The 19237-nt window shown below is 67.9% G+C and carries 15 protein-coding genes; 6 read left to right on the top strand and 9 right to left on the bottom strand.

Annotated features, from left to right (window positions below; genetic code table 11):
• Position 1 precedes the first annotated feature (1 nt).
• The 3 genes from OG326_RS39345 to OG326_RS39335 all read left to right on the top strand — a co-directional run bounded on the left by OG326_RS39345 (position 2) and on the right by OG326_RS39335 (position 5088).
• The gene (locus OG326_RS39345) at positions 2 to 2164 is read left to right on the top strand and encodes an Rv1355c family protein (RefSeq protein ID WP_327142170.1); all 2163 of its coding nucleotides are present in this window, start codon (positions 2 to 4) and stop codon (positions 2162 to 2164) included.
• A gap of 16 nt (positions 2165 to 2180) precedes the next feature.
• Entirely contained in the window at positions 2181 to 4046 is a 1866-nt protein-coding gene (locus tag OG326_RS39340; protein ID WP_327142169.1) for a putative bifunctional diguanylate cyclase/phosphodiesterase, read from the top strand.
• Positions 4047 to 4131: 85 nt separating this feature from the next.
• Positions 4132 to 5088 carry an SDR family oxidoreductase gene (locus tag OG326_RS39335; protein ID WP_442790882.1) on the top strand — a complete coding sequence of 319 codons (957 nt, stop codon included), beginning with the start codon at positions 4132 to 4134 and terminating at the stop codon, positions 5086 to 5088.
• Between the two features lie 17 nt (positions 5089 to 5105).
• On the opposite strand, the gene soxR is transcribed toward OG326_RS39335, so the two are convergent.
• Complete coding sequence (gene soxR / locus OG326_RS39330) at positions 5106 to 5633, bottom strand: redox-sensitive transcriptional activator SoxR (protein ID WP_327142167.1); 528 nt, start codon at positions 5631 to 5633, stop codon at positions 5106 to 5108.
• Positions 5634 to 5708: 75 nt separating this feature from the next.
• Here soxR and arcA point away from each other — a divergent pair, with 75 nt between their 5' ends.
• Together arcA and OG326_RS39320 are read left to right on the top strand one after the other, a co-directional pair.
• Positions 5709 to 6938: an arginine deiminase gene (gene arcA, locus OG326_RS39325; protein WP_327142166.1), complete on the top strand. Its 1230-nt coding sequence runs from the start codon at positions 5709 to 5711 to the stop codon at positions 6936 to 6938.
• 6 nt (positions 6939 to 6944) lie between these two features.
• A complete protein-coding gene (locus OG326_RS39320) occupies positions 6945 to 7313 on the top strand; it encodes a GntR family transcriptional regulator (RefSeq protein ID WP_327142165.1) in 369 nt (122 codons plus the stop codon).
• A gap of 5 nt (positions 7314 to 7318) precedes the next feature.
• On the opposite strand, the gene OG326_RS39315 is transcribed toward OG326_RS39320, so the two are convergent.
• A complete protein-coding gene (locus OG326_RS39315) occupies positions 7319 to 8923 on the bottom strand; it encodes a dolichyl-phosphate-mannose--protein mannosyltransferase (RefSeq protein ID WP_327142164.1) in 1605 nt (534 codons plus the stop codon).
• A 349-nt stretch (positions 8924 to 9272) separates the two neighbouring features.
• On the opposite strand from OG326_RS39315, the gene rsmI reads away from it, so the two are divergent.
• Entirely contained in the window at positions 9273 to 10127 is an 855-nt protein-coding gene (rsmI, locus tag OG326_RS39310) for a 16S rRNA (cytidine(1402)-2'-O)-methyltransferase (protein WP_327142163.1), read from the top strand.
• Between the two features lie 60 nt (positions 10128 to 10187).
• On the opposite strand, the gene OG326_RS39305 is transcribed toward rsmI, so the two are convergent.
• From OG326_RS39305 to OG326_RS39275, 7 genes are read right to left on the bottom strand one after another with little or no spacing between them, the layout of a single operon-like run.
• A complete protein-coding gene (locus OG326_RS39305; RefSeq protein WP_442791096.1) occupies positions 10188 to 12335 on the bottom strand; it encodes an MMPL family transporter in 2148 nt (715 codons plus the stop codon).
• Complete coding sequence (locus OG326_RS39300) at positions 12335 to 13522, bottom strand: peptide synthetase (RefSeq protein WP_327142161.1); 1188 nt, start codon at positions 13520 to 13522, stop codon at positions 12335 to 12337. Before OG326_RS39300 ends, OG326_RS39305 begins: the two co-directional genes overlap by 1 nt.
• 29 nt (positions 13523 to 13551) lie before the next feature.
• A complete protein-coding gene (locus tag OG326_RS39295) occupies positions 13552 to 14616 on the bottom strand; it encodes an NAD-dependent epimerase/dehydratase family protein (RefSeq protein ID WP_327142160.1) in 1065 nt (354 codons plus the stop codon).
• Positions 14616 to 14888, bottom strand: a complete 273-nt coding sequence (locus tag OG326_RS39290; RefSeq protein WP_327142159.1) for a hypothetical protein — start codon at positions 14886 to 14888, stop codon at positions 14616 to 14618. The genes OG326_RS39295 and OG326_RS39290 overlap by 1 nt, the downstream gene beginning before the upstream one ends.
• Before the next feature lies 1 nt (position 14889).
• Entirely contained in the window at positions 14890 to 17127 is a 2238-nt protein-coding gene (locus tag OG326_RS39285; protein ID WP_327142158.1) for an AMP-binding protein, read from the bottom strand.
• Positions 17124 to 18035, bottom strand: coding sequence for a hypothetical protein (locus tag OG326_RS39280; RefSeq protein ID WP_327142157.1), 912 nt, complete (start codon positions 18033 to 18035; stop codon positions 17124 to 17126). Before OG326_RS39280 ends, OG326_RS39285 begins: the two co-directional genes overlap by 4 nt.
• Before the next feature lies 1 nt (position 18036).
• Positions 18037 to 19086: a 3-oxoacyl-ACP synthase III family protein gene (locus tag OG326_RS39275; protein WP_327146734.1), complete on the bottom strand. Its 1050-nt coding sequence runs from the start codon at positions 19084 to 19086 to the stop codon at positions 18037 to 18039.
• Positions 19087 to 19237 lie beyond the last annotated feature (151 nt).

The following is a 19237-nucleotide window of genomic DNA, read 5'->3' as shown; positions in this document are numbered from 1 at the left end:
AATGAATTCCGACAATGAAGCGGCCGCGGAATATCGACCGCTGTTTCTCGATGAATCCGATCCGGAGGATGCGCGCCGGATAAATGAATTGCGCGCCGAACCGGGCATCGAATTCACCGATCTGCGGGATTTGCTGCGCACCGAATTCAATGATCTGATCGCGCCCCCAGAATTGTCGGAAGGTCCGGAAGCGGATCGCTGGATTTATTATCCGTGGCGGCACGCGGCGGTAGCTCTGCCCGGCCCGGAATTGCTGCGGACCGTCCGGCTGGATCGCAATCGCAACAAGCTGACCCGCTCCGAGCAGGAAAAGCTGGCACAGCAGACGATCGGTGTGGTCGGGCAGAGCGTGGGTCACGCCATCGCGCACACGCTAGCCATGGAGGGCATCTGCGGGCGGATAAAGCTGGCGGATTTCGACACCATCGAACTGGCCAACCTGAACCGGATTCCCGGCTCGCTCTTCGATATCGGCGTCAACAAGGCGGTGGTCACCGCCCGCCGGATCGCCGAGATCGATCCGTACCTGCCGGTGGAGATCTTCGAGGCCGGACTCACCGACGAGAACGTCGACGACTTCTTCGCGGACCTCACCCTGGTGGTGGAGGAGTGCGACTCCCTCGATATCAAGCTGGCCGTTCGGGAAGCCGCCCGCCGCTATCGCATCCCATTGCTCATGGAGACCAGTGATCGCGGGCTGCTCGATATCGAGCGCTATGACCTGGAACCCGAACGCGAACCTTTCCACGGACTGCTCGGCGGTGCGACGCGCGCCGATCTCCGGGGCCTCACCACGCGGGAGAAAGCGCCATTCGTGGTGCGAATCCTGGACGCGCACGGCCTTTCCGACCGCTTTGCCGCCAGCCTGGTGGAAATCGACCAGACCCTCGACAGCTGGCCGCAGCTGGCCAGCGATGTACAACTCGGCGGCGCCACCGTGGCCGCCGCGGTGCGCCGCATCGGGCTGGGTGGTGTGCTGCCCTCCGGCCGCACCCGGGTGGACCTGGCCGCCAGCCTGGACGCGATCGCCGAACCCGCGGCCGTCTCCGAGCTGGAGTGGCCGACTGAGCCCGCCCTCGCGGCTCAGCCCGGCAGCGCGGTGGAAGCCGTGCTCGCTGCCGCCCAGCTCGCCCCCTCGGGCGGCAATGTGCAGCCCTGGTCACTGCGCCACGAGAATTCGGCGATCGTCATAGAACTGGATGTGCAGCGCTCCTCGGGCATGGACATCGGCTATCGCGGCAGTGCGGTGGCGGTCGGCGCGGCGCTCTACAACGCTCGTGCCGCCGCGGCCGCGCGCGGTGTGCTCGGCGAATCCGACCTGTTCACCGCCGGCACCGGACGGCACAGCCGCACCGCACCGCTCACCGCCGTCCTGCATCTGAGCGACTGGAGTGAGCCCGAACTGGCCCGCGACTACCCGGATCTGCTCAGCCGCGTCACCAATCGCAGGCTGGGCAGCGGCGAACCGCTGGACCCCGCGGTACTCGACACCCTCGGCACCACCGCGGCCAAGGCGGGCGGCGGCCTGCGGTGGGTGACCGAGGCCGACGATCTGGCGACCGCCGCGACCCTGCTCGCCGCCTCCGACCAGGCGCGCTATCTGACCCCGAGCCTGCACGCGGAGATGTTCTCCGAACTGCGCTGGCCCAGCGGCGATCTGCGCACGGGCCTGGATCTGCGGACGATGGAACTGGCGCCCGACGAACTGGCCAAGCTCGATATCGCCGGGCGCGCCGATGTGATGGACCGGATTCGGGACTGGAACGGCGGCATCGCACTGGGTGAGTACACCCGTGACCGGGTGCTGTCCGCCTCGGCGATCGCGGTGGTCACCTTCCCGGCCCCGCCGCTGCACGACCCCGACGAATTGACCGCCTACGCCCGCGCGGGCGAGACGCTGCAGCGGGTGTGGATCGAGGCGCAGCGGCAGGGCCTGGCGGTGCAGCCGGTCTCTCCCGTGTTCCTGTATGCCCGACAGGCTGCTGATCTGAACACGGTTTCCACCGAGTTCGCCGATACACTAACGTCACTTCAAGGCCGTTTCCTGGACTTGCTGGGAGTGCCCGAGCACGAGACCGTGGCGTTGGTACTTCGCCTGAGCTATGCGGCGGAGGTCACGGTCCGGAGCCGGCGCCTTCCCACACCGGGTGCGGAAGACCGCTGATGGGATCGGAGACAAGGTGCCTCGGCAGACGCTCGACTCACTGGTAACCCAGGTTGCCTCGGAGTTGATGGGTGTCGACGCCACCACGATGGTGGCGGCGAGTGAGCGCGTGCTGTCCTGGCTCGTCGAGCATTTCGATGTCGACTTCAGCTATCTGCGCCACACCGACCGGGAACGACGTGCCTCCGTGCTCATCGCGGAATGGCCGAGCCGTTCGGTCACCATCGAACCGGACCCATTGCGCGTCACCTACTTCGATCGCGCCGATTCGGTGTTCGCGAAGCTGGAGAACGCCATCGAGCCGCTGATCGTGCGGCCGATCCCCGAACATGCCGATTATCAGCACACCATCCATCTGTCCTCCGGGATTCCGCAGGTGTCGATGGCGTGTGTGCCGCTGGTATCGCGCGGTGAATCGACCGGTGTGCTCGGTTTCGTCAAGGAGGGCGATCGCGAATGGAGTACGCGAGAGCTCAATGTGCTCAAGGCGATTGCCGCGCTGTTCGCGCAGCTGCAGGCGCGCGTGGTGGCCGAGGAGCGGCTGCGCTATATCGCCATGCACGACGATCTGACCGGGCTGGCCAATCGGCGCGCGCTGCTCGAGCATATGGAGGAGCGGCTGCGGACGGGTGCTCCCGGTCCGGTGGCGGCGTTCTTCCTGGATCTGGATCGGCTCAAGGCGCTCAACGACTTCCTCGGGCATACGGCCGGGGACAATTTCATTCGCACGCTGGCCACCCGGCTGCGTGATCACCTCGATCCCGGCGACATGATCGCGCGGCTGGGCGGCGACGAGTTCGTCATCGTCCCGGCCAAGCCGATGGATGCCGGCGCGGCCGATCTCGAGGCCACCCGGATCCAGCAGCTGATCGCCCGCCGGGTGACGGTCGGCGGGGAGACGGTCAGCCGCGGCGCGAGTGTGGGTGTGGCCGTGGGCATTCCGGGGGAGACCACGGTCGCCGATGTCCTGCGCCGCGCCGATCACGCACTGCTGTCGGCGAAATCGAGCGGCGGCAACGGCGTCGCGGTCTTCACCGATGCCATGCGCGCCCAGTTCGAACTGCAGGACGATGTCGAGCTGAACCTGCGCGGTGCGGTGTCGGACGGTTCGCTGATCCTGCACTATCAGCCGGAGGTGGATCTACGCACCGGCCGGGTGGTGGCGCTGGAAGCGCTGGTGCGCTGGCAGCATCCCACGCGCGGACTGCTGCCGCCGGGCGCGTTCGTCGGCGTCGCGGAGGCCACCAATCTCGCGGGTGAGCTGGGGCGCTGGGTGATTCGCACGGCGTGTGAGCAGTTCGCGTCGTGGCGGCGGCGGGGGCTGGCCTCGAGCGTGGTCATTCGTATCAATGTGTCGCCGGTGCAGCTGGTGAGTCTCGACTTCGTGGAGACCATGGAGGGGATTCTGCGCCGCTACGGCATCGACGGCAGTTCGGTCTGCCTGGAGATCACCGAACATGTGGTGGTGCAGGACCTCGCGCGCACCCAGGTGACGCTGCGCGGGCTCAAGCGGATGGGCGTGCAGATCGCCATCGACGACTTCGGCACCGGCTACTCCTCGCTCTCCCACCTCAAGGCGCTGCCGGTCGACGCGGTCAAGATCGACCGTGGTTTCGTCCAGCGCCTGGGCGCCAGCGCGGACGATCTGGCCATTGTGAAATCGATTGTCGGACTGGCCGGTTCGTTCGGACTCGGCGTGGTCGGCGAGGGTGTGGAAACGACCGTCGCGGCGCGCACCCTGGTGGCCCTCGGGTGCTATCGTGCGCAGGGATTTCTGATCGCGCGACCCATGCCCGCCGATGAGGTGGAGCAGCATCTGGCCGCCGGGCGCATCGCCCTCGACCTGGATCTACCGGGTACCGGTCGGATGGGTACCCCCTGAAAATAGGGGCTCGATTGGGGGTCGCGCTGCTCGCGAGCGCACCTGAGCGCGTAGTACGTTCGTGGACTAAAGGGGCGATCAAGGGATGTGGACCGGCGTGCGCGAGCGAACCTTCAGCGGCAAGAAGACTCTGATCACCGGAGCTGCCAGCGGCATCGGGCGCTCCACCGCCCTCGCCGCGGCCCGTAGCGGGGCGCAGCTGGTACTGACGGACGTGAATTCCGACGGCCTGGATACGGCGGTCGCGGAGATCCGCGCCGCGGGCGGCGTGGTCGAGTTCGCGCAGGCCCTCGATATCAGCGACTACGACGCCGTCACCGCCTTCGCCGGGCAGGTGCACGAGCAGGTGGGCGCGCTCGACGTGGTGATGAATATCGCCGGCGTCTCGACCTGGGGCACGGTCGAGAACCTCGAGCACAAGCACTGGAAACGCATGGTCGATGTGAACCTCATGGGTCCCATCCATGTGATCGAGAACTTCGTGCCGCCGATGATCAAGGCCGGGCGCGGCGGGGCGCTGGTCAATGTGTCCTCGGCGGCCGGGCTGATGGCCTTCCCCTGGCATGCGGCCTACAGCGCGAGCAAATATGGGCTGCGCGGGGTTTCGGAGGTGCTGCGGTTCGATCTGGAGCGGCACGATATCTCCGTGCACCTGGTGGTGCCGGGTGCGGTGGACACCCCGCTGGTGCAGAGCGTGGATATTGTCGGCGTGGATCGGGACGATCCGCGAATCCAGGCGTGGATCAATCGTTTCCGGCGGCATGCCAAGAATCCGGACGAGGTGGCGCAGTCGATTCTGTCGGGAGTGCAGAAGGGTCGGTACCTGATTCACACCCAGTTCGATATCCGCTTCGGTTACTGGTGGGTGCGCAAGTTCGCCTGGCCGTACGAATTCGCCATGCGCCGCGCCAATGCACTGTTCACGACGTTCCTGCCGCGCGTGCAGGTCGCGGAGATCCCGCCGAAGCCGGAACTCCCGCAAGTCCGATCCAAGCCCGAGCCCGTGAAGGCCCCGAAGCCCGAGCTCACGCCCGAGGCCTAGAGCGCCCCGGGTCCGGCTCAGGAAGTTTCCGCCAGCGGCAGTTCGCAGCCCGCATGGTCGGCACTCTCGTGCTTGCCGCAGGATTCGCCCGCGTGCACGTCCAGCACGCGCGCGCCCGGACCCTCGTCGCCGAGGTGGTCGTGGGCATTGACGATCTTGCAGGTTCCCAGGGACAGGCAGCCGCAGCCGATGCAGCCGGTGAGGCTGTCGCGCAGGCGAATCAGCTGTTCGATGCGCTCGTCGAGATCGGACCGCCACGCCGTCGACAGCGCCTCCCAGTCGCGCCGCGTGGGGTTGCGGCCGTCGGGCAGATTGTCGAGGGCCTGGCGGATTTCACCGAGCGGAATTCCGACACGCTGTGAGATGCGGATGAAGGCCACCCGGCGCAGGGTTTCCCGGGGGTAGCGGCGTTGGTTGCCGCTGGTTCGGCGGGCTGTGATCAAGCCCTCACGTTCGTAGAAATGCAAGGCGGACACCGTAACTCCGGCGCGTTGTGCCAGCTGGCCCGGCGTCAATTCCTTCGCCTGCCATGACGCGGTTTGCATACCTGAAGGTTAGTCGAGGTTTTTCCCGCGCGCGAATTGCATGCCTTCTGTGCCGCGGGGAACTACCGTCAGGATATGGGAACAAAGGCTGCGCCCACGGCGCGACCGTTTTCCGTGACCTCGGAAGTCGGCGCACTGCGCACGGTGCTGCTGCACCGGCCGGGTGACGAACTGCGCCGGCTCACCCCTCGCAACAATGATCAGTTGCTCTTCGACGCCATTCCGTGGGTGGAACGGGCGCAGCAGGAGCACGACATCTTCGCCGGGGTGTTGCGCGAGCGCGGGGTCGAGGTACTGCTGCTGGCCGATCTGCTCACCGAGACCATCGCGGTCAGCGGGGCGGCCCGGATACAGGGCATCTCCGGTGCGGTGGACGCGCGGCGGCTCGGGCATGCGCTCGCCGACGAGCTGGCCGCCTACCTGCGCACGGTGCCCGCGCCGGACCTGGCGCAGCTGCTCATGGCGGGCATGACCTTCGACGAGCTGCCCTTCGGGCCCGATCACACCTCGCTGGTGGTGCGCATGCACCACGGGCACGATTTTGTCATCGACCCGCTGCCGAATCTGCTCTTCACCAGGGACTCGTCATTCTGGGTGGGTCCGCGGGTGGCCATCACCTCGCTCGCGCTGCCCGCGCGGGCGCGGGAGACCTCGCTGACCGATCTCATCTACGCCTTCCATCCGCGTTTCCTGGGGGTGCGGCGGGCCTACGAATCGCATACCGCGCCCATCGAGGGCGGCGATGTGCTGCTGCTGGCCAAGGGCGTGGTGGCGGTCGGGGTGGGGGAGCGCACCACGCCCGCCGGTGCGGAAGCCTTGGCGCGCAGTCTCTTCGAGGACGATCTCGCGCATACCGTGCTGGCGGTGCCGATCGCGCAGACCCGCGCCACCATGCATCTGGACACGGTCTGCACCATGGTCGACACCGATGCCATGGTCATGTACCCGAATCTGCAGGATTCCCTGTGCGCGTTCACCATTCGCAAGGAGGTGGACGGGACGGTGCATATGCTGGGACCGGACCCCTTCCTGCCGGCCGCGGCGAAGGCCATGGGCATCGGTGAGCTGCGGGTCATCGATACCGGCCTGGATGGTGTTGCCGCCGAACGGGAACAGTGGGACGACGGCAACAACACGCTGGCCCTCGCGCCGGGCGTGGTCGTCGCCTACGAACGCAATGAGATGACCAATGCGCGGCTCGCCGACGCCGGTATCGAGGTATTGGCCATTCCGGGTTCCGAATTGGGTTCCGGCCGAGGCGGTCCGCGCTGTCTGTCCTGCCCGCTGTCGCGTGACGAGGTGTGAAAAACCATGCTCGACATCCCGGTTGACCACCATTCGACGGTGCCGCCGTACGAACAGCTGCGCCAGGGCATCGTTGCCCGGGTGCGGTCCGGGGAGCTCGCCGCCGGGACCAAGATCCCCACGGTGCGCGCGCTCGCGGCGCAGCTGACGCTCGCGCCCAATACGGTGGCGCGCGCCTACCGCGAGCTCGAACAGGACGGTGTGCTCGAAACCCGCGGCCGCCTGGGCTCTTTCATCGCCTCGTCGGGTGATCCGACCCGGGATGTGGCCGGTCGCGCCGCCACCGAATACGTGGCGGTGATCCGGCGGCTCGGGCTGGATGACGAAGCGGCGGTGCGTTATCTACGTGCGGCGCTGGGCGAGATCCGGCACTGATCGGCTCAGCGCCAGCTGGGTAACCACAGGTGGTCGTGCCAGCTGCCCGTGGTGATGGGCATGCCCGTGAGAATCGGCCAGAGCCAGATGAAATTGGCGATGACCAGCGCTACGTACAGGCAGACCAGCAGAAGCCCGAGCCCCTGCCGTTCGCTCTGCGGCGCGAACTGCTGCCAGCCCGGCGCGCCCGATAGTCGCCGCCCGCTCGGTGGGGCGTGGCCGAGGACATCACCGAGCACCAGCGCGACACCCATGGCCAGGAAGGGCGCCATCGGGACGGCGTAGAAGAAGTACATCTGCCGGTCCAGCTGCAGGAACCACGGCAGCAGTCCGGCGCAGTAGCCGACCAGCATGGCCGCGTACCGCCAGTCGCGCCGCACGAAGCTGCGCCACACCGCCCAGCCCAGCATGGGGAAGGCCACCCACCAGAGCGCGGGTGTGCCGATCAGCATGACGGCCTTCACGCACACCGCCTGCCCGCAGCCGCCCACCCCGCTGTCGGCGTAGTAGTAGAGCATGGGCCGCAGTCCCATCGGCCAGGTCCACGGCTTCGATTCCCAGGGATGGTGATTGCCCGCGGAATTGGTGAGGCCCTCGTGGAAGGTCAGCACCTCGCCGCCGTAGTACCAGAGCGAGCGCAGTGCGGTCGGCACCCAGTCGAAGGCGCCGCCGCGACCCACGTGTATGCCCACCGCGTATCGGTCGTAGCTGGTCTCATTGGCGAACCAGGCCCAGAAGGTGCCCATGTAGACCAGGAACGGCACCACCGTGAGCGACCAGAACGCGGGCCCGAGATCGCGGACCGCGGTGCCGGCCCACGGTCGCCGCACCCGGTAGCCGCGGCGGGCGGCCAGATCGAAGGCGAGGCTCATGGCGGCGAAGGCGGCCACGAAATACATTCCGGACCATTTGGTTCCGCAGGCCAGGCCGAGCAGCAGGCCCGCGCCGAAGCGCCACCAGCGCACGCCGAAGCGCGGGCCGTACTCGCTGTCGTCGATGCGTCCCTCGGCATAGACCAGGGCGATGCGGGCCCGCATCTCATCGCGGTCCACGATCAGGCAGCCGAAGGCGCCGAGCACGAAGATCGCCTGGAAGATATCGAGCATTCCGAGCCGCGAGGAGACGAAGCTGACGCCGTCGGCAATGAGCAGAATGCCGGCGAACGCGCCGATGAGCGTGGATCGGGTCATACGCCGGGTTATGCGAATCACCAGGAACACCAGCAGGGTTCCGCAGACCGCGGCCGAGAAGCGCCAGCCCCAGCCGGTATAGCCGAAGAGGGCCTCGCCCAGGGCGATCATGTCCTTGCCGATCGGCGGGTGCACCACCAGCCCGTAGCCCGGATTGTCCTCGACGCCGCCGCCGGTGAGGATCTGCCAGGCCTGCGGCGCGTAATGCTTCTCGTCGAAGACGGGCGTCTTGCCGTCGGTCGGATATCCGAGCTGGATGAAGCGGGTGAGTCCGGCCACGGCGGTGAGGAAGAGCGTGACCACCCATCCGCGCGCCCGGTCGGTAGGCCCGAAATCCGGTGAGGGTCGCAGTGGCGCCGGGCTGGACAGCGCCACCCCCGCCTCCGTAGCTGGCGGTCGCGCGTCGGTCACCTGGGTCACGCCGTTGATGTTAGGCGGTAAGCGGCCCGAGGTCGCGCCCCGGGAAGCGCCGCATCGCCCGGGCCCTGCCGCCCCACCTCGCGCTACGTGTCGTCTGCCCACCTCGTGGCCGTTCCGGCTGGCGTGTTGTCGGCGGCGGCGCCGGACGATCGGGGCAGCAGCGCTCGTGTTCCCGACCGGGGCTACCGCGGCGGCGGTCGATCGGTCCGGCGGGGCCCGGTGACTGCGCCCGTATGCTGGCACGGTCCGGATCGCGGCATGCGTCCGCGGCAGCCGCAGCACGATGCGGCCGGGTTCTCGAGGACAACACTGTCGGGGGCGATGTAGTCCATCTACGAACAGGAGTGCAATGAGCGGCGAGCCGATCGCGGCCGGACGTCTGGTGCTCGCGGCGACACCGATGGGCGATATCGGCGACGCGTCGCAGCGACTGCGGGATGCGCTGGGCTCGGCGGATATCGTCGCCGCCGAGGACACCCGCCGCACCCGCTCGCTCGCCAAGGCGCTCGAGGTGGAGATCACCGGGCGCGTGGTGAGTTTCTACGATCATGTCGAGACGGCCCGGATTCCCATGCTGCTGGACGAGATCGGGGCCGGTCGCACCGTGCTGCTGGTCACCGATGCGGGCATGCCCTCGGTCAGCGATCCGGGGTACACCATGGTCGCCGCCTGTGTGGAGCGCGGTCTCCCCATCACCTGCCTGCCCGGTCCCTCGGCGGTCACCACCGCGCTGGCCCTGTCCGGTCTCCCGGTCGAGCGCTTCTGCTTCGACGGTTTCGCCCCGCGTAAATCCGGTCAGCGCAAGGAGTGGTTCCGGACGCTGGCCTCGGAACAGCGCGCGGTCGCCTTCTTCGAGGCCCCGCACCGCCTGGGCGATTGCCTGGCCGATGCGGTCGAGATTCTCGGGCCCACCCGGCGCGCCGCCGTCTGCCGCGAACTCACCAAGACCTACGAGGAGGTTCGGCGCGGCACCCTGGCCGAGCTGGCCGCCTGGGCCGCCGACGGGGCGCGGGGTGAGATCACCGTGGTTCTCGAAGGCGCGCAACCGGTTTCGGAGGAACCCGCCGATCTGGTGAGCCAGGTCGAGGCTCTCATCTCCGGCGGCCTGCGCCTCAAGGACGCCTGCGCCGAGGTCTCCGCGGCCACCGGCGCCTCCCGCCGCGAACTCTACGACGCGGTCCTCTCCTCCCGCACCGCCGACTGACGTACCGCTGATCTCCGAGCCCAACCCCGTCATCCCGGTCTGTGAGCCCAACCGGTGGGTTTACCCGCTCCTGGATTCTTGCGGGAGAGCGCTCTCGGCGTCGATTTCGTTGTGCGGCAGCGGTTTTACTCTGCTGCGCAGGGGTGTCCACCAGTTGGCGGGGCCCATGAGTTTGACGAGAGCCGGGACCAGGAGCATGCGGACCAGGGTGGCGTCGATGATCAGGGCGATCACCATGCCGAGTCCGAGGAAGCGCATCGGGGTGAGCGGGGAGAGGGTGAAGGCTCCGGTGATGAGGACGAGAAGGGCTGCGGCCGCGGTGATTACGCGGGCCGTCTGGACCGTGCCGGTGCGGACCGATTCCTCGGTATCGGCTCCGGCCTCATGGGCTTCCACCATGCGGGAGAGCAGGAAGACCTCGTAGTCGGTGGAGAGGCCGAAGACCACGGCGATGATCAGGACCATCATGCTGGCCGATACCGGGCCGACGCTCACCCCCAGAATGCCCGCCAGATGACCCTTGTCGAAGATCCAGGTGAGTATGCCGAAGGTGGCGGCCAGGCTGAGGAAGGCCATGAGCACCGCTTTGACCGGCAGCACCACGGACCGGAATGCGAGGCCGAGCATGAGCAGGGTGGCGAGCACCATGACGGTGATCATCAGCGGGAGATTGGACAGCACCGCCGTGACACTGTCTGCCGTGGCGGCACTTTCGCCGCCGACCTGGAGAGAAAGGCCGTCGAGCTGTATGTCGCGCAGGCGGTGCACGGTCTCCTGCGCATCCGGTGAGCGGTCGGGCGCGACCAGCACCGCGTGAATGATGGCGACACTGTCGCGGGTCTCCAGATGCAGCGCCTGTTTGACGCCCTGGACCGCGCCCAGCTCACGCAAGGCGGTGCCGATGGCGGCGGGAGTCGGTGCGCTGCCGTCGGATTCGCGCACGAGCACGGTCGCACCGCTGTTCGCGGCGGGGAAGCGGGCCGATAATTCCTCTACGGCCGTGCGGGTTTCATTGCCCGCGGGCAGTGCGGTGTGGTCGATATCGCCGAGCCGGACGCCGGTCAGCGGGGACGCCAGCACCAGCAGCAGGGCGCCGACCGCAATGGCGACCGCGCCGGGGCGGCGCATGACCGCGGTGACCACGCGGCCCCAGAACCGGTGTGCGCGTTCCTCGGAGCGTTCGAAAGCGTCTGCGCGCCAACTCCATTTGCTGATGCGGGGACCGAGCAGGGCGAGTGCGGCGGGGAGCGCGGTCACCGACAGCAGCGCCGCCAGGCCGACCGCCGCGATGGCGCCGAATCCGAGGGAGCGCAGCACCGCCTGCGGGAAGACGAAGGTGCCCGCGAAGGCGCACATCAGCAGCACCGCGGAGAACAGCACGGTGCGGCCCGCGGTATCGAGCGCGCGGGCGACCGCCGCCTCCGTGGAGCGGCCCTGCGCGAGCTCCTCGCGAAATCGCCCGACGATGAAAAGCCCGTAGTCGATGGCCAATCCGAGCCCGAGCAGCGAGACGACATTCATCGCGAACACGCTGACTTCGGTGAACTGGGCGATGATGCCGACGGCGCCCAGCGCGCCGATCACCGCGAGCGAACCGACGATCACCGGCAGTGAGGCCGCCACGATGCCGCCGAAGACGAGCACCAGCACCAGCGCGGTCAGTGGAATCGAAATCGATTCGGCGACAATCAGATCGTGCCGGGACTGGTCGCTGATGGCCTGTGCGAGCGCGCTGTACCCGGTCATCTCGGTCTGCAGGCCCGGCAGCCGCAGCGCGTCCGCGATCTGGGGATACACCGCGATGCGATGGTTTTCGTCGCCGGAGGCGAACACCACAGCCACCGCCTCGCGCCCATCGGCGGAGCGCAGATACTGCGATCGCGGACTGTTCCAATAGGTTTCGACCGGCCGATCCAGCAGCGCGGGATCGACCTTCGCCACCGCCGCCTGCACCTGCGGTCCGATATCGGCCAGCGTCTGCCCCTCCGGCGCGGTGTAGATCGCCACCACATCCGGATTCTGCGGCCCCACAGCCTTTTTCACCCAGTCGTCGACCGCACTGGATTCACTCCCGGGATCGGTGTACCCCGCCGCACTGACCTTGCTCGCCAGCCCGGTGGCGAACAGCCCGCACGCCAGCGCGAACAACACCGCCGCCACCAGCACGGTTTTCGGCCGCGCCACTACCACCCGCGCCCACCCCGTAATCATGATGCGGTGGAGTCCGAGGGGGCGAATTCGGTTTCCAGGGTGGTGACTATGCGGTCCAGGAGGGCGTCGAGGCGGGCGGGGATACCGCGGCCGCTGCGGGCGGAGACCGTGAGTTCGGTGCGGCCGCCGCCTTCGGTGAGGCCGAACAGCAGCGGCATGGCGACGCTGTGCTGGGGAAGGACGCGGACCGAGGTGGGGGTGAAGCCGGGGACGGCCATGTCGTCGAAGTCGTAGCGGCCCATATGGGAGACGGTGGCGGAGGCCAGGTTCCGGCCCAGGCGGGCGCCCGCCCAGTTGAGCGAGCGCAGCAGGACCTTACCGGCGGCGGGCGGCACATTGGACAGCCGCGCGGCTTCCATCTGGTTGAGTTCGCGGCGTTCCTGCAGGCCGATCTTCTTGTCCGCGTTGAGCTGCTTCCAGTCGACGCCGGGACTGGCATCCAGGAACAGCGGCAGCGCCAGATTGCCGGTGGAGCGCAGTTCCGGATCGTGGCGGCGCAGGTCGACGGGGATCATGATGCGCGAGACCGGCCCGCCCTCATCGGCCAGGATGGCGGCGACGCGCACCATGGCGCCGGGGCCCGTCGCATTGATGGTGCGGTGGCGCAACAGGTGTCGCGGTTGACCCGCATCCTGCCGGCCGGTGCCCAGCGCGGAGCGCCATCGCGGCAGCATGAGCGCGGGACGGCCGGGCGCGCCGACCTTGCGCACCAGTTCCTCGTCGGCGATGGGGTCGGCCGCACCGATCGGCGCCTGCCCGCGCAGCACCCGCAGCACATCGGTGGCCCACATGACCATGCCCATACCGTCCATGACGCCGTGGAACACCCGGAAGATCACGGTGACCGGATCCGCGGTGAGCAGCAGTACCTCGGCGGTGGCCTCCGAGGTCGGCCCGATCGGGCTGTTCAGTACCGGATCACCCTCCAGCGCAGGGTATTCCAGCGTATGAGGCACCGCCCGCACGGCGGGCGCCTGCCCGCTGTCCACCCAGTGCTTACCCTCGCGGACCAGCCGCGCACCCGGATTCGCCTCGGACGCAACGGTGACGGCACGCCGCAGCTCCTCCGCGTCCAGGCCGCCGGTGCCCTCGATGGCCAGCTGCATGAGGAACGGGGGAGCCAGTTCCCGCATGGGGAAGTACATCAGCTCGGTGGGGGAGATGGGGCGGCGGAAGGTGCTCATACGTGCGTCTCCTGCATGGTGACCGCGAATTACCGCAGGTCTCTGGTCAATTCGACAATGCCGCCCTGGGTTTCGAGCCAGGCCAGGAAGGTGGCGAGCCCGGTCTCGCGATCCATGACCGGCCGGTACCCGAAATCCCTGGTGGCGGCGCCGGTGTCGTACGTGGCCGTCCGGGTCATCAGGGCCACCACATACCGCGAGAGCGGCGGTGACCAGCGCGTGGCGACGGCCGGAATACGCCAGATGGTGTCGATGATGGCTACCGCCGCGTTCAGCACCCGCGGATTGGGCTGCCGGCTGGGCGGCTCGTAGCCGAGGTCGGTCGCGACCTCGCCGAGGAAGCCCCACACATTCGTCTGCTCGCCGTCGGCGATGAAATACGCCTTGCCGCCGGCCTTTTCGGTCGCCGCCGCCCAGGTGCAGGCCGCGGCGATATTCTCCACGTGGCAGAGCGAGGCGTAGACGTCCTTGCCGAAGGACAGATCCGGCAGGCTGCCCGCGGCCGCGCGGCTCAGCAGCCGCACGATCGGCCCGGACCGGTCACCCGCACCCCAGATGGCGCGCGGCCGCAGTGCGCAGGTCGCGAAGCCTGGTGCGTTCGCCGCCAGCACGGCGCGTTCCGCGGCCGCCTTGGTCTCGGAGTAGAGATTCAGGTAGCGGCTCGGATACGGCACCGATTCGTCGATATCGATCTGGTCGCCGCCGTCGCGATCCATGAGCGCGCTGGGGCTGGAGATGAAGACGAAGCGGGAGGCGCCGTTGCGCCGGGCGGACTTCAGCAGATGTTCTGTGGCCGTGAGGTTCTCGGCCACGAACTGGGCGCGGGTGCCGCGCTCGTCGACCCGGGCGGCGCTGTGGAACACCACATCGATGCCCTTGGTCGCCGAATCCAGAGACGCCGCGTCGGTGAGGTCGCCGGTCACGACCTCCACCTGGTCGATGACATCGCCGAGATCGCGCAGATTGCTGGTGGCCCGCGCGAGGACCACCACGTCGTACTGTCCGTCGCGGACCAGGCGGCGCACGATCGCGCCGCCGAGGAAGCCGGATGCGCCGGTGACCAGCGCCTTCATATTGGTGCTCGCTGCGGGCATCAGGCCGCCTCCTGAGTCTTCCACCATGTGGCCCCGAAGATCTGGGTCAGCACGGCTGTTTCCACGGGGGATCGATCGGTGCCTGCGGCCGCACGCAGTGCGGCCGGGATCTGCGCGGCGTGCACCACCGTGCTCAGGAACACATCGATCCACCAGACAGCGCGCAGCAGCCGGTTGGCCGGTGCGCGATCGGTGAGCGCGGCAATCAGCCCGGCGGCCAGGTACAGCCAGCCGAGAATCGGAATGGCCCGCAGCAGAGCCGGTTTCAGCATGTCACTTGTCCTCTCCGAGCTGCTGGGTCGCCCAGAGGGACAGCTGCTCGCGGCCGATCTTGGCATTGTGGCGGATATCGACCGGAAACTTCGGATGGAACAGGAAGGTCGATACCGGCGCGGTCACCGCGAATTCGGTGGCCCGCGTGCGCAATTGCGCCGCCAGCAGCACGGTGTCCGCGCCGGACTCGGCCTCCACACAGAGCACCGGCTGTTGCGCGCCGCGCGGTCCGACGCCCACCAGGGCGGTGCGCACGACGCCGGGCAGCGTATTGAAGACCTGCTCCACCTGCACCGAGAACATGGGTCCCTCCGCGGTGTGCACGCGCTGACTCTTGCGACCGCAGAACCAGATTCGGCCCTCCTGGTCGATCCAGGCCAGATCGCCGGTGCGATGCCACACGGTATCGCCGTCGATGATCTTGCCCGCGCGATTGGCCTCGCGCGGCCAGTAGTACCGGGTGCTCACATTCGGCCCGGCCACCACGAGCTCGCCGATACCGCGGGTCGCGACCAGCTCGGCCTCCCGGGCCTCGGCATCGGACCAGAGCTTGATCGGATCATCGGTAATGGCGACCAGTCGCGCCCGGACGCCCTCGGCCGGGCGGCCGATGCAGGTGCCCTCACCGCGATGGGCGCGCTCGACCAAACCGCCGAGCAGTTCCCGCGATTCGATGGTCGACATGGGCAGCGCCTCGGTGGAGCCGTATCCGGCATGCACCTCGGAGTCCGCGGGCAGCACCTCGCGCAGCCCGGCGATGCACCAGTCCGGCACCGGCGCGCCACCGGAGTAAATGCTGTGCAGCGTAGGAAGTTCCGTCTTCGAACTCTCCAGATACCGCAGCAGCGGGATCAGGACGGCGGGCGAGGCGAACATGGTCCGCACCCCGAACCGATTGATCGCATCGGCGACATACGCCGGATCGGTCGACCCGACCTGACTCGGCACCAGGGGCGGCAGCACACACCGCGCCCCGAGCAGCATGTCCAGAATCCCCACCAGCGGCAACGTGATCAGCGACGTATCCGGTGCGACCCGCCCCCGCGCCGCATCCACCTGATCCACCATCGCCGAAAGATTCCCGTGCGTCATCTCGACCGCCTTGGCCGGACCCGTACTGCCCGTGGTGAACGCGATCAGCAGCAGCTCCCCATCGGGCGCGGGCACCCGATCGGCGAGCGAACCGGTTCCGAGAGCGATGGTGTCCCGGGCGCCGGCGCCGACAGTGCCTGCCCCGGTCGCCCGCCGCTCCCAGCGGGCGCGCGCGCCCACTGCGGTGGAGCGCAGGGTGCGCAGACGCGAACCCACCACCGGGCTGAGGCGGTCCGCGGTCGCGGCAGCCTTGGCGATCGCCGCACCCCCGCGTCCGGCAGGCGCGTTCTGCTCGAGCGACTCGAGCAGCGTGTGCAGTCGAACGCTCATCGCCCCGGCAGGGGATGGCTTGCCGCCGAGGGTGTTTCGCGCCGCCGCCGCGCCGTCTGCGACATTGTCCGGAGCATGCGGAGTACCGAGTCCGCCGTCCACACTCGCCGTAGCCGTGAGGGCCTCGTCCGCGGTCGCGGGCGTATCGGCCTCGCTGTCCGAGCCGGCAGCCGCTTCGGCGTCGTGCTGGTCCACGATCGCGCCGGGTGCGTCGGTCGCGGCCGCGCTCTGGGTGGCCACAGCGGCGGTCCGCACATCACGCGTGGCGCCGGACTTGTCGCTCGATACTGGAGTGACTGTATTCAGTTGTGCCGCAGTGGCTTCCGATCCGCAGGGTGTACCCCAGCTCTGCAGGGTGTCGCCGCCCCAGAACCAGCGGGGGCCGACGGTGATCTTGACGCGGACGTCGCGGAAGTAGCGGCTGAACAGGACGCGGGCGGCGTGGGCCTGGGGGATGCCGATGAAGGCTTCGGCATCGGCGGCGCGCAGGCAGTTGAGCATTTTGCGCAGGCCCATACCGGGGTCGATGACCACCGGGACCGCGCCGATCTTCAACAGCCCCAGCATGATCGCGTACAGCTCGGGGCTGGGCAGCACCAGCACGATGGTGCGGGTACCGCGGCCGACACCCGCGGCGGCGAGATGGCCGCCGATGGTGTCGGACCAGGTGTCGAGCTCGCGGTAGGTGAGGTGGCGGTACTCCGGCAGGCCGGTCGCCGCCGTACCGGCAGGGAAGATCACCGCTTCCCGGTCGGGCTGGTCGGCCACGACCGCGCGGAAGCGGTCGATGGCCTGCCAGTAGGTAGCGGTCGTCACGCCGCGGCTCCGACGGGGGCGGGGAGCCGGTAGAGCACGGCGGCGGCCGAGGGGCCCGCGCCGGCCGCGACGAACAGCACATGGGTGAAGCCGTCGAGCGCCTTGTCCGCGAGCGCCGCGTCGTACGCCAGCGGCAGCGCCGCGGTGTGCGGATCACCCTGGGACAGATCGGGTCCGAAGACCGCGTTCGGTGCGATACCCAGTTCGGCCGCGAGCCGCTCCGGGAAGGCGCCGGTCGGGGTGGACGCGATCAGGGCGGTGGTGGCCTGCTCCGGCTCGGCCTCCGACAGCGCCAGCCGGGCCGCGTCGGCGGCGACGGCGAGCAGCCGGTCCTCGGCATCGGGTTCGCGGATGACGGTCATGAGTCCGCGACCGCGCGTACCCATGGTGTCGAGATCCACATAGGACTCGATGGCGGGAGTGCCGCTGCCGGCGACGGTGTGCACCCGGCCGAACCCCTCGGGCTCATCCGTGTTCTCCAGCAGGAGCGCGGCACCCGAAGTGGCGTAAGGGAATTCGTCATCGCCCGCACCCCGCGTCATGGACGGGTGGGTGTCGCCGGAGACGATCAGCACGTGCTCGGCACTGCCGGTCGCGAGGATGGACTGCGCCACCTGCACCGCATTGAGCACGCCCACACCGGCGTTCATCAGGTCGAAGGAGAACGACCGCGGGTCTTCCTTCACATAGTCGAGCCCGATGCCGGCGGCCTTCTGGATGAGCGCCGAGACGGCCGGTTCGACCGTATTCGAGTCCCGGAAGATGCCCGCGTTGATCAGCACGCCGACCTGGTCGGGGCGCACCCCGGCCCGCTCCATGCTCTGGCGCGCGGCGGCCCCGCTGAGCTCCACAATGCTGAAAGTGTCTCCGGCCCGGCTGATTCCGGTGGATTTGATACGCACGCCCATGTCAGACCTTCAGAGATGAAATCGTGGTGGACAGGAATCCCCCGACGACGCCGGAGGCGGCGGGGACCATCAGGACCTTGGATCCGGATGCGATGTTCTGCTGGCTCAGCTGATCGTGCAGCACGATGAAATGTGAAGTGGTGGAAGTGTTTCCGTACTTCTCGATCACATTCAGGTCCGGCGGCATCGGGTGGCCGAACTCGCGTGCGGCAATCGCGTTCATGAACGGAATCGCGCCGGCGCCGAACTGGTGGTGGATGATGTAGTCGAAGCCCTCGTCCTCGAACGTGGTGCCGCGATCGGCCATGAAGTTGCCCTGCGTATCGGTCCAGAGCAGGAAGCGCGATTCGTTGTGCATTTTGCGGTTGTCCGTGTACAGCGAGACGCCCTGGGATTTTTCACTGGGCATGCCCAGGCACAGGTGCGAGAACTCCGACGCGGTGGTCAGTTCGATGTAGTGGATCTTGTCATTGTCGTCGACCGCCTCATCGATGATGACGGCCGCGCCCGAATCGCCGACGGTGAGCGATGCGAATTGCAGATCGTATTTCTCGGTGATCTCCTCGACCGCGGTTTCGGCGATCGGTGTAATTGCTTCACCACTCACGACCATGCCGCGCTTCACCGCACCCGAACGAATCATTCGATCGAGAATGTAGGTGCCGGTCATCATTCCGGCGCAGGCATTGGAAAGGTCGAAAGAAATGGTGTCGGCGCGCGCTCCGAGATCCCGGGCAAGCGTGCCGGCGAAGGAGGGCTGCATGTACATCTTCGTGCCGCGACTGCGCGTGATCGAGGTGGAGATGATCACGTCGAGATCGGACGCCGCATACTGTGACCTGGACAAACAGTCCTGCGCGGCATTCATTGCGAGAATGAACGAGTCTTCGTGGTTTTCGGGTGTAGTGTCGCGGAAGCGTCTTTCCTTAACACCCGTAATTTTTTCGAGATCGAACCCGGGGGTCTCCTTCAATTGCGAGACGAGCTCTTCGGTGGTGACGCGTTTCGATGGCAGGTAGGCGCCTATCGACTCGAATCGAGAATGCGACACAGGGACTCCTGAAAGTGCGAAGAATTGCAATCTGAATCGGTGACGAACTGAGACTACTCGACGGTAACCACGGCTGCGACCGGACGGACGCCCGTGCATTGTCTGAGACATCTTGTTCGGCAAAGGTTTTCGCCGGTGAGAGCATCGGCCT

It is taken from the genome of Nocardia sp. NBC_01327 (assembly GCF_035958815.1).
Taxonomy (GTDB): Bacteria; Actinomycetota; Actinomycetes; order Mycobacteriales; family Mycobacteriaceae; genus Nocardia.
Note: the sequence above shows the minus strand (reverse complement) of the source record. Positions and strands in the feature narration are given on the sequence as shown.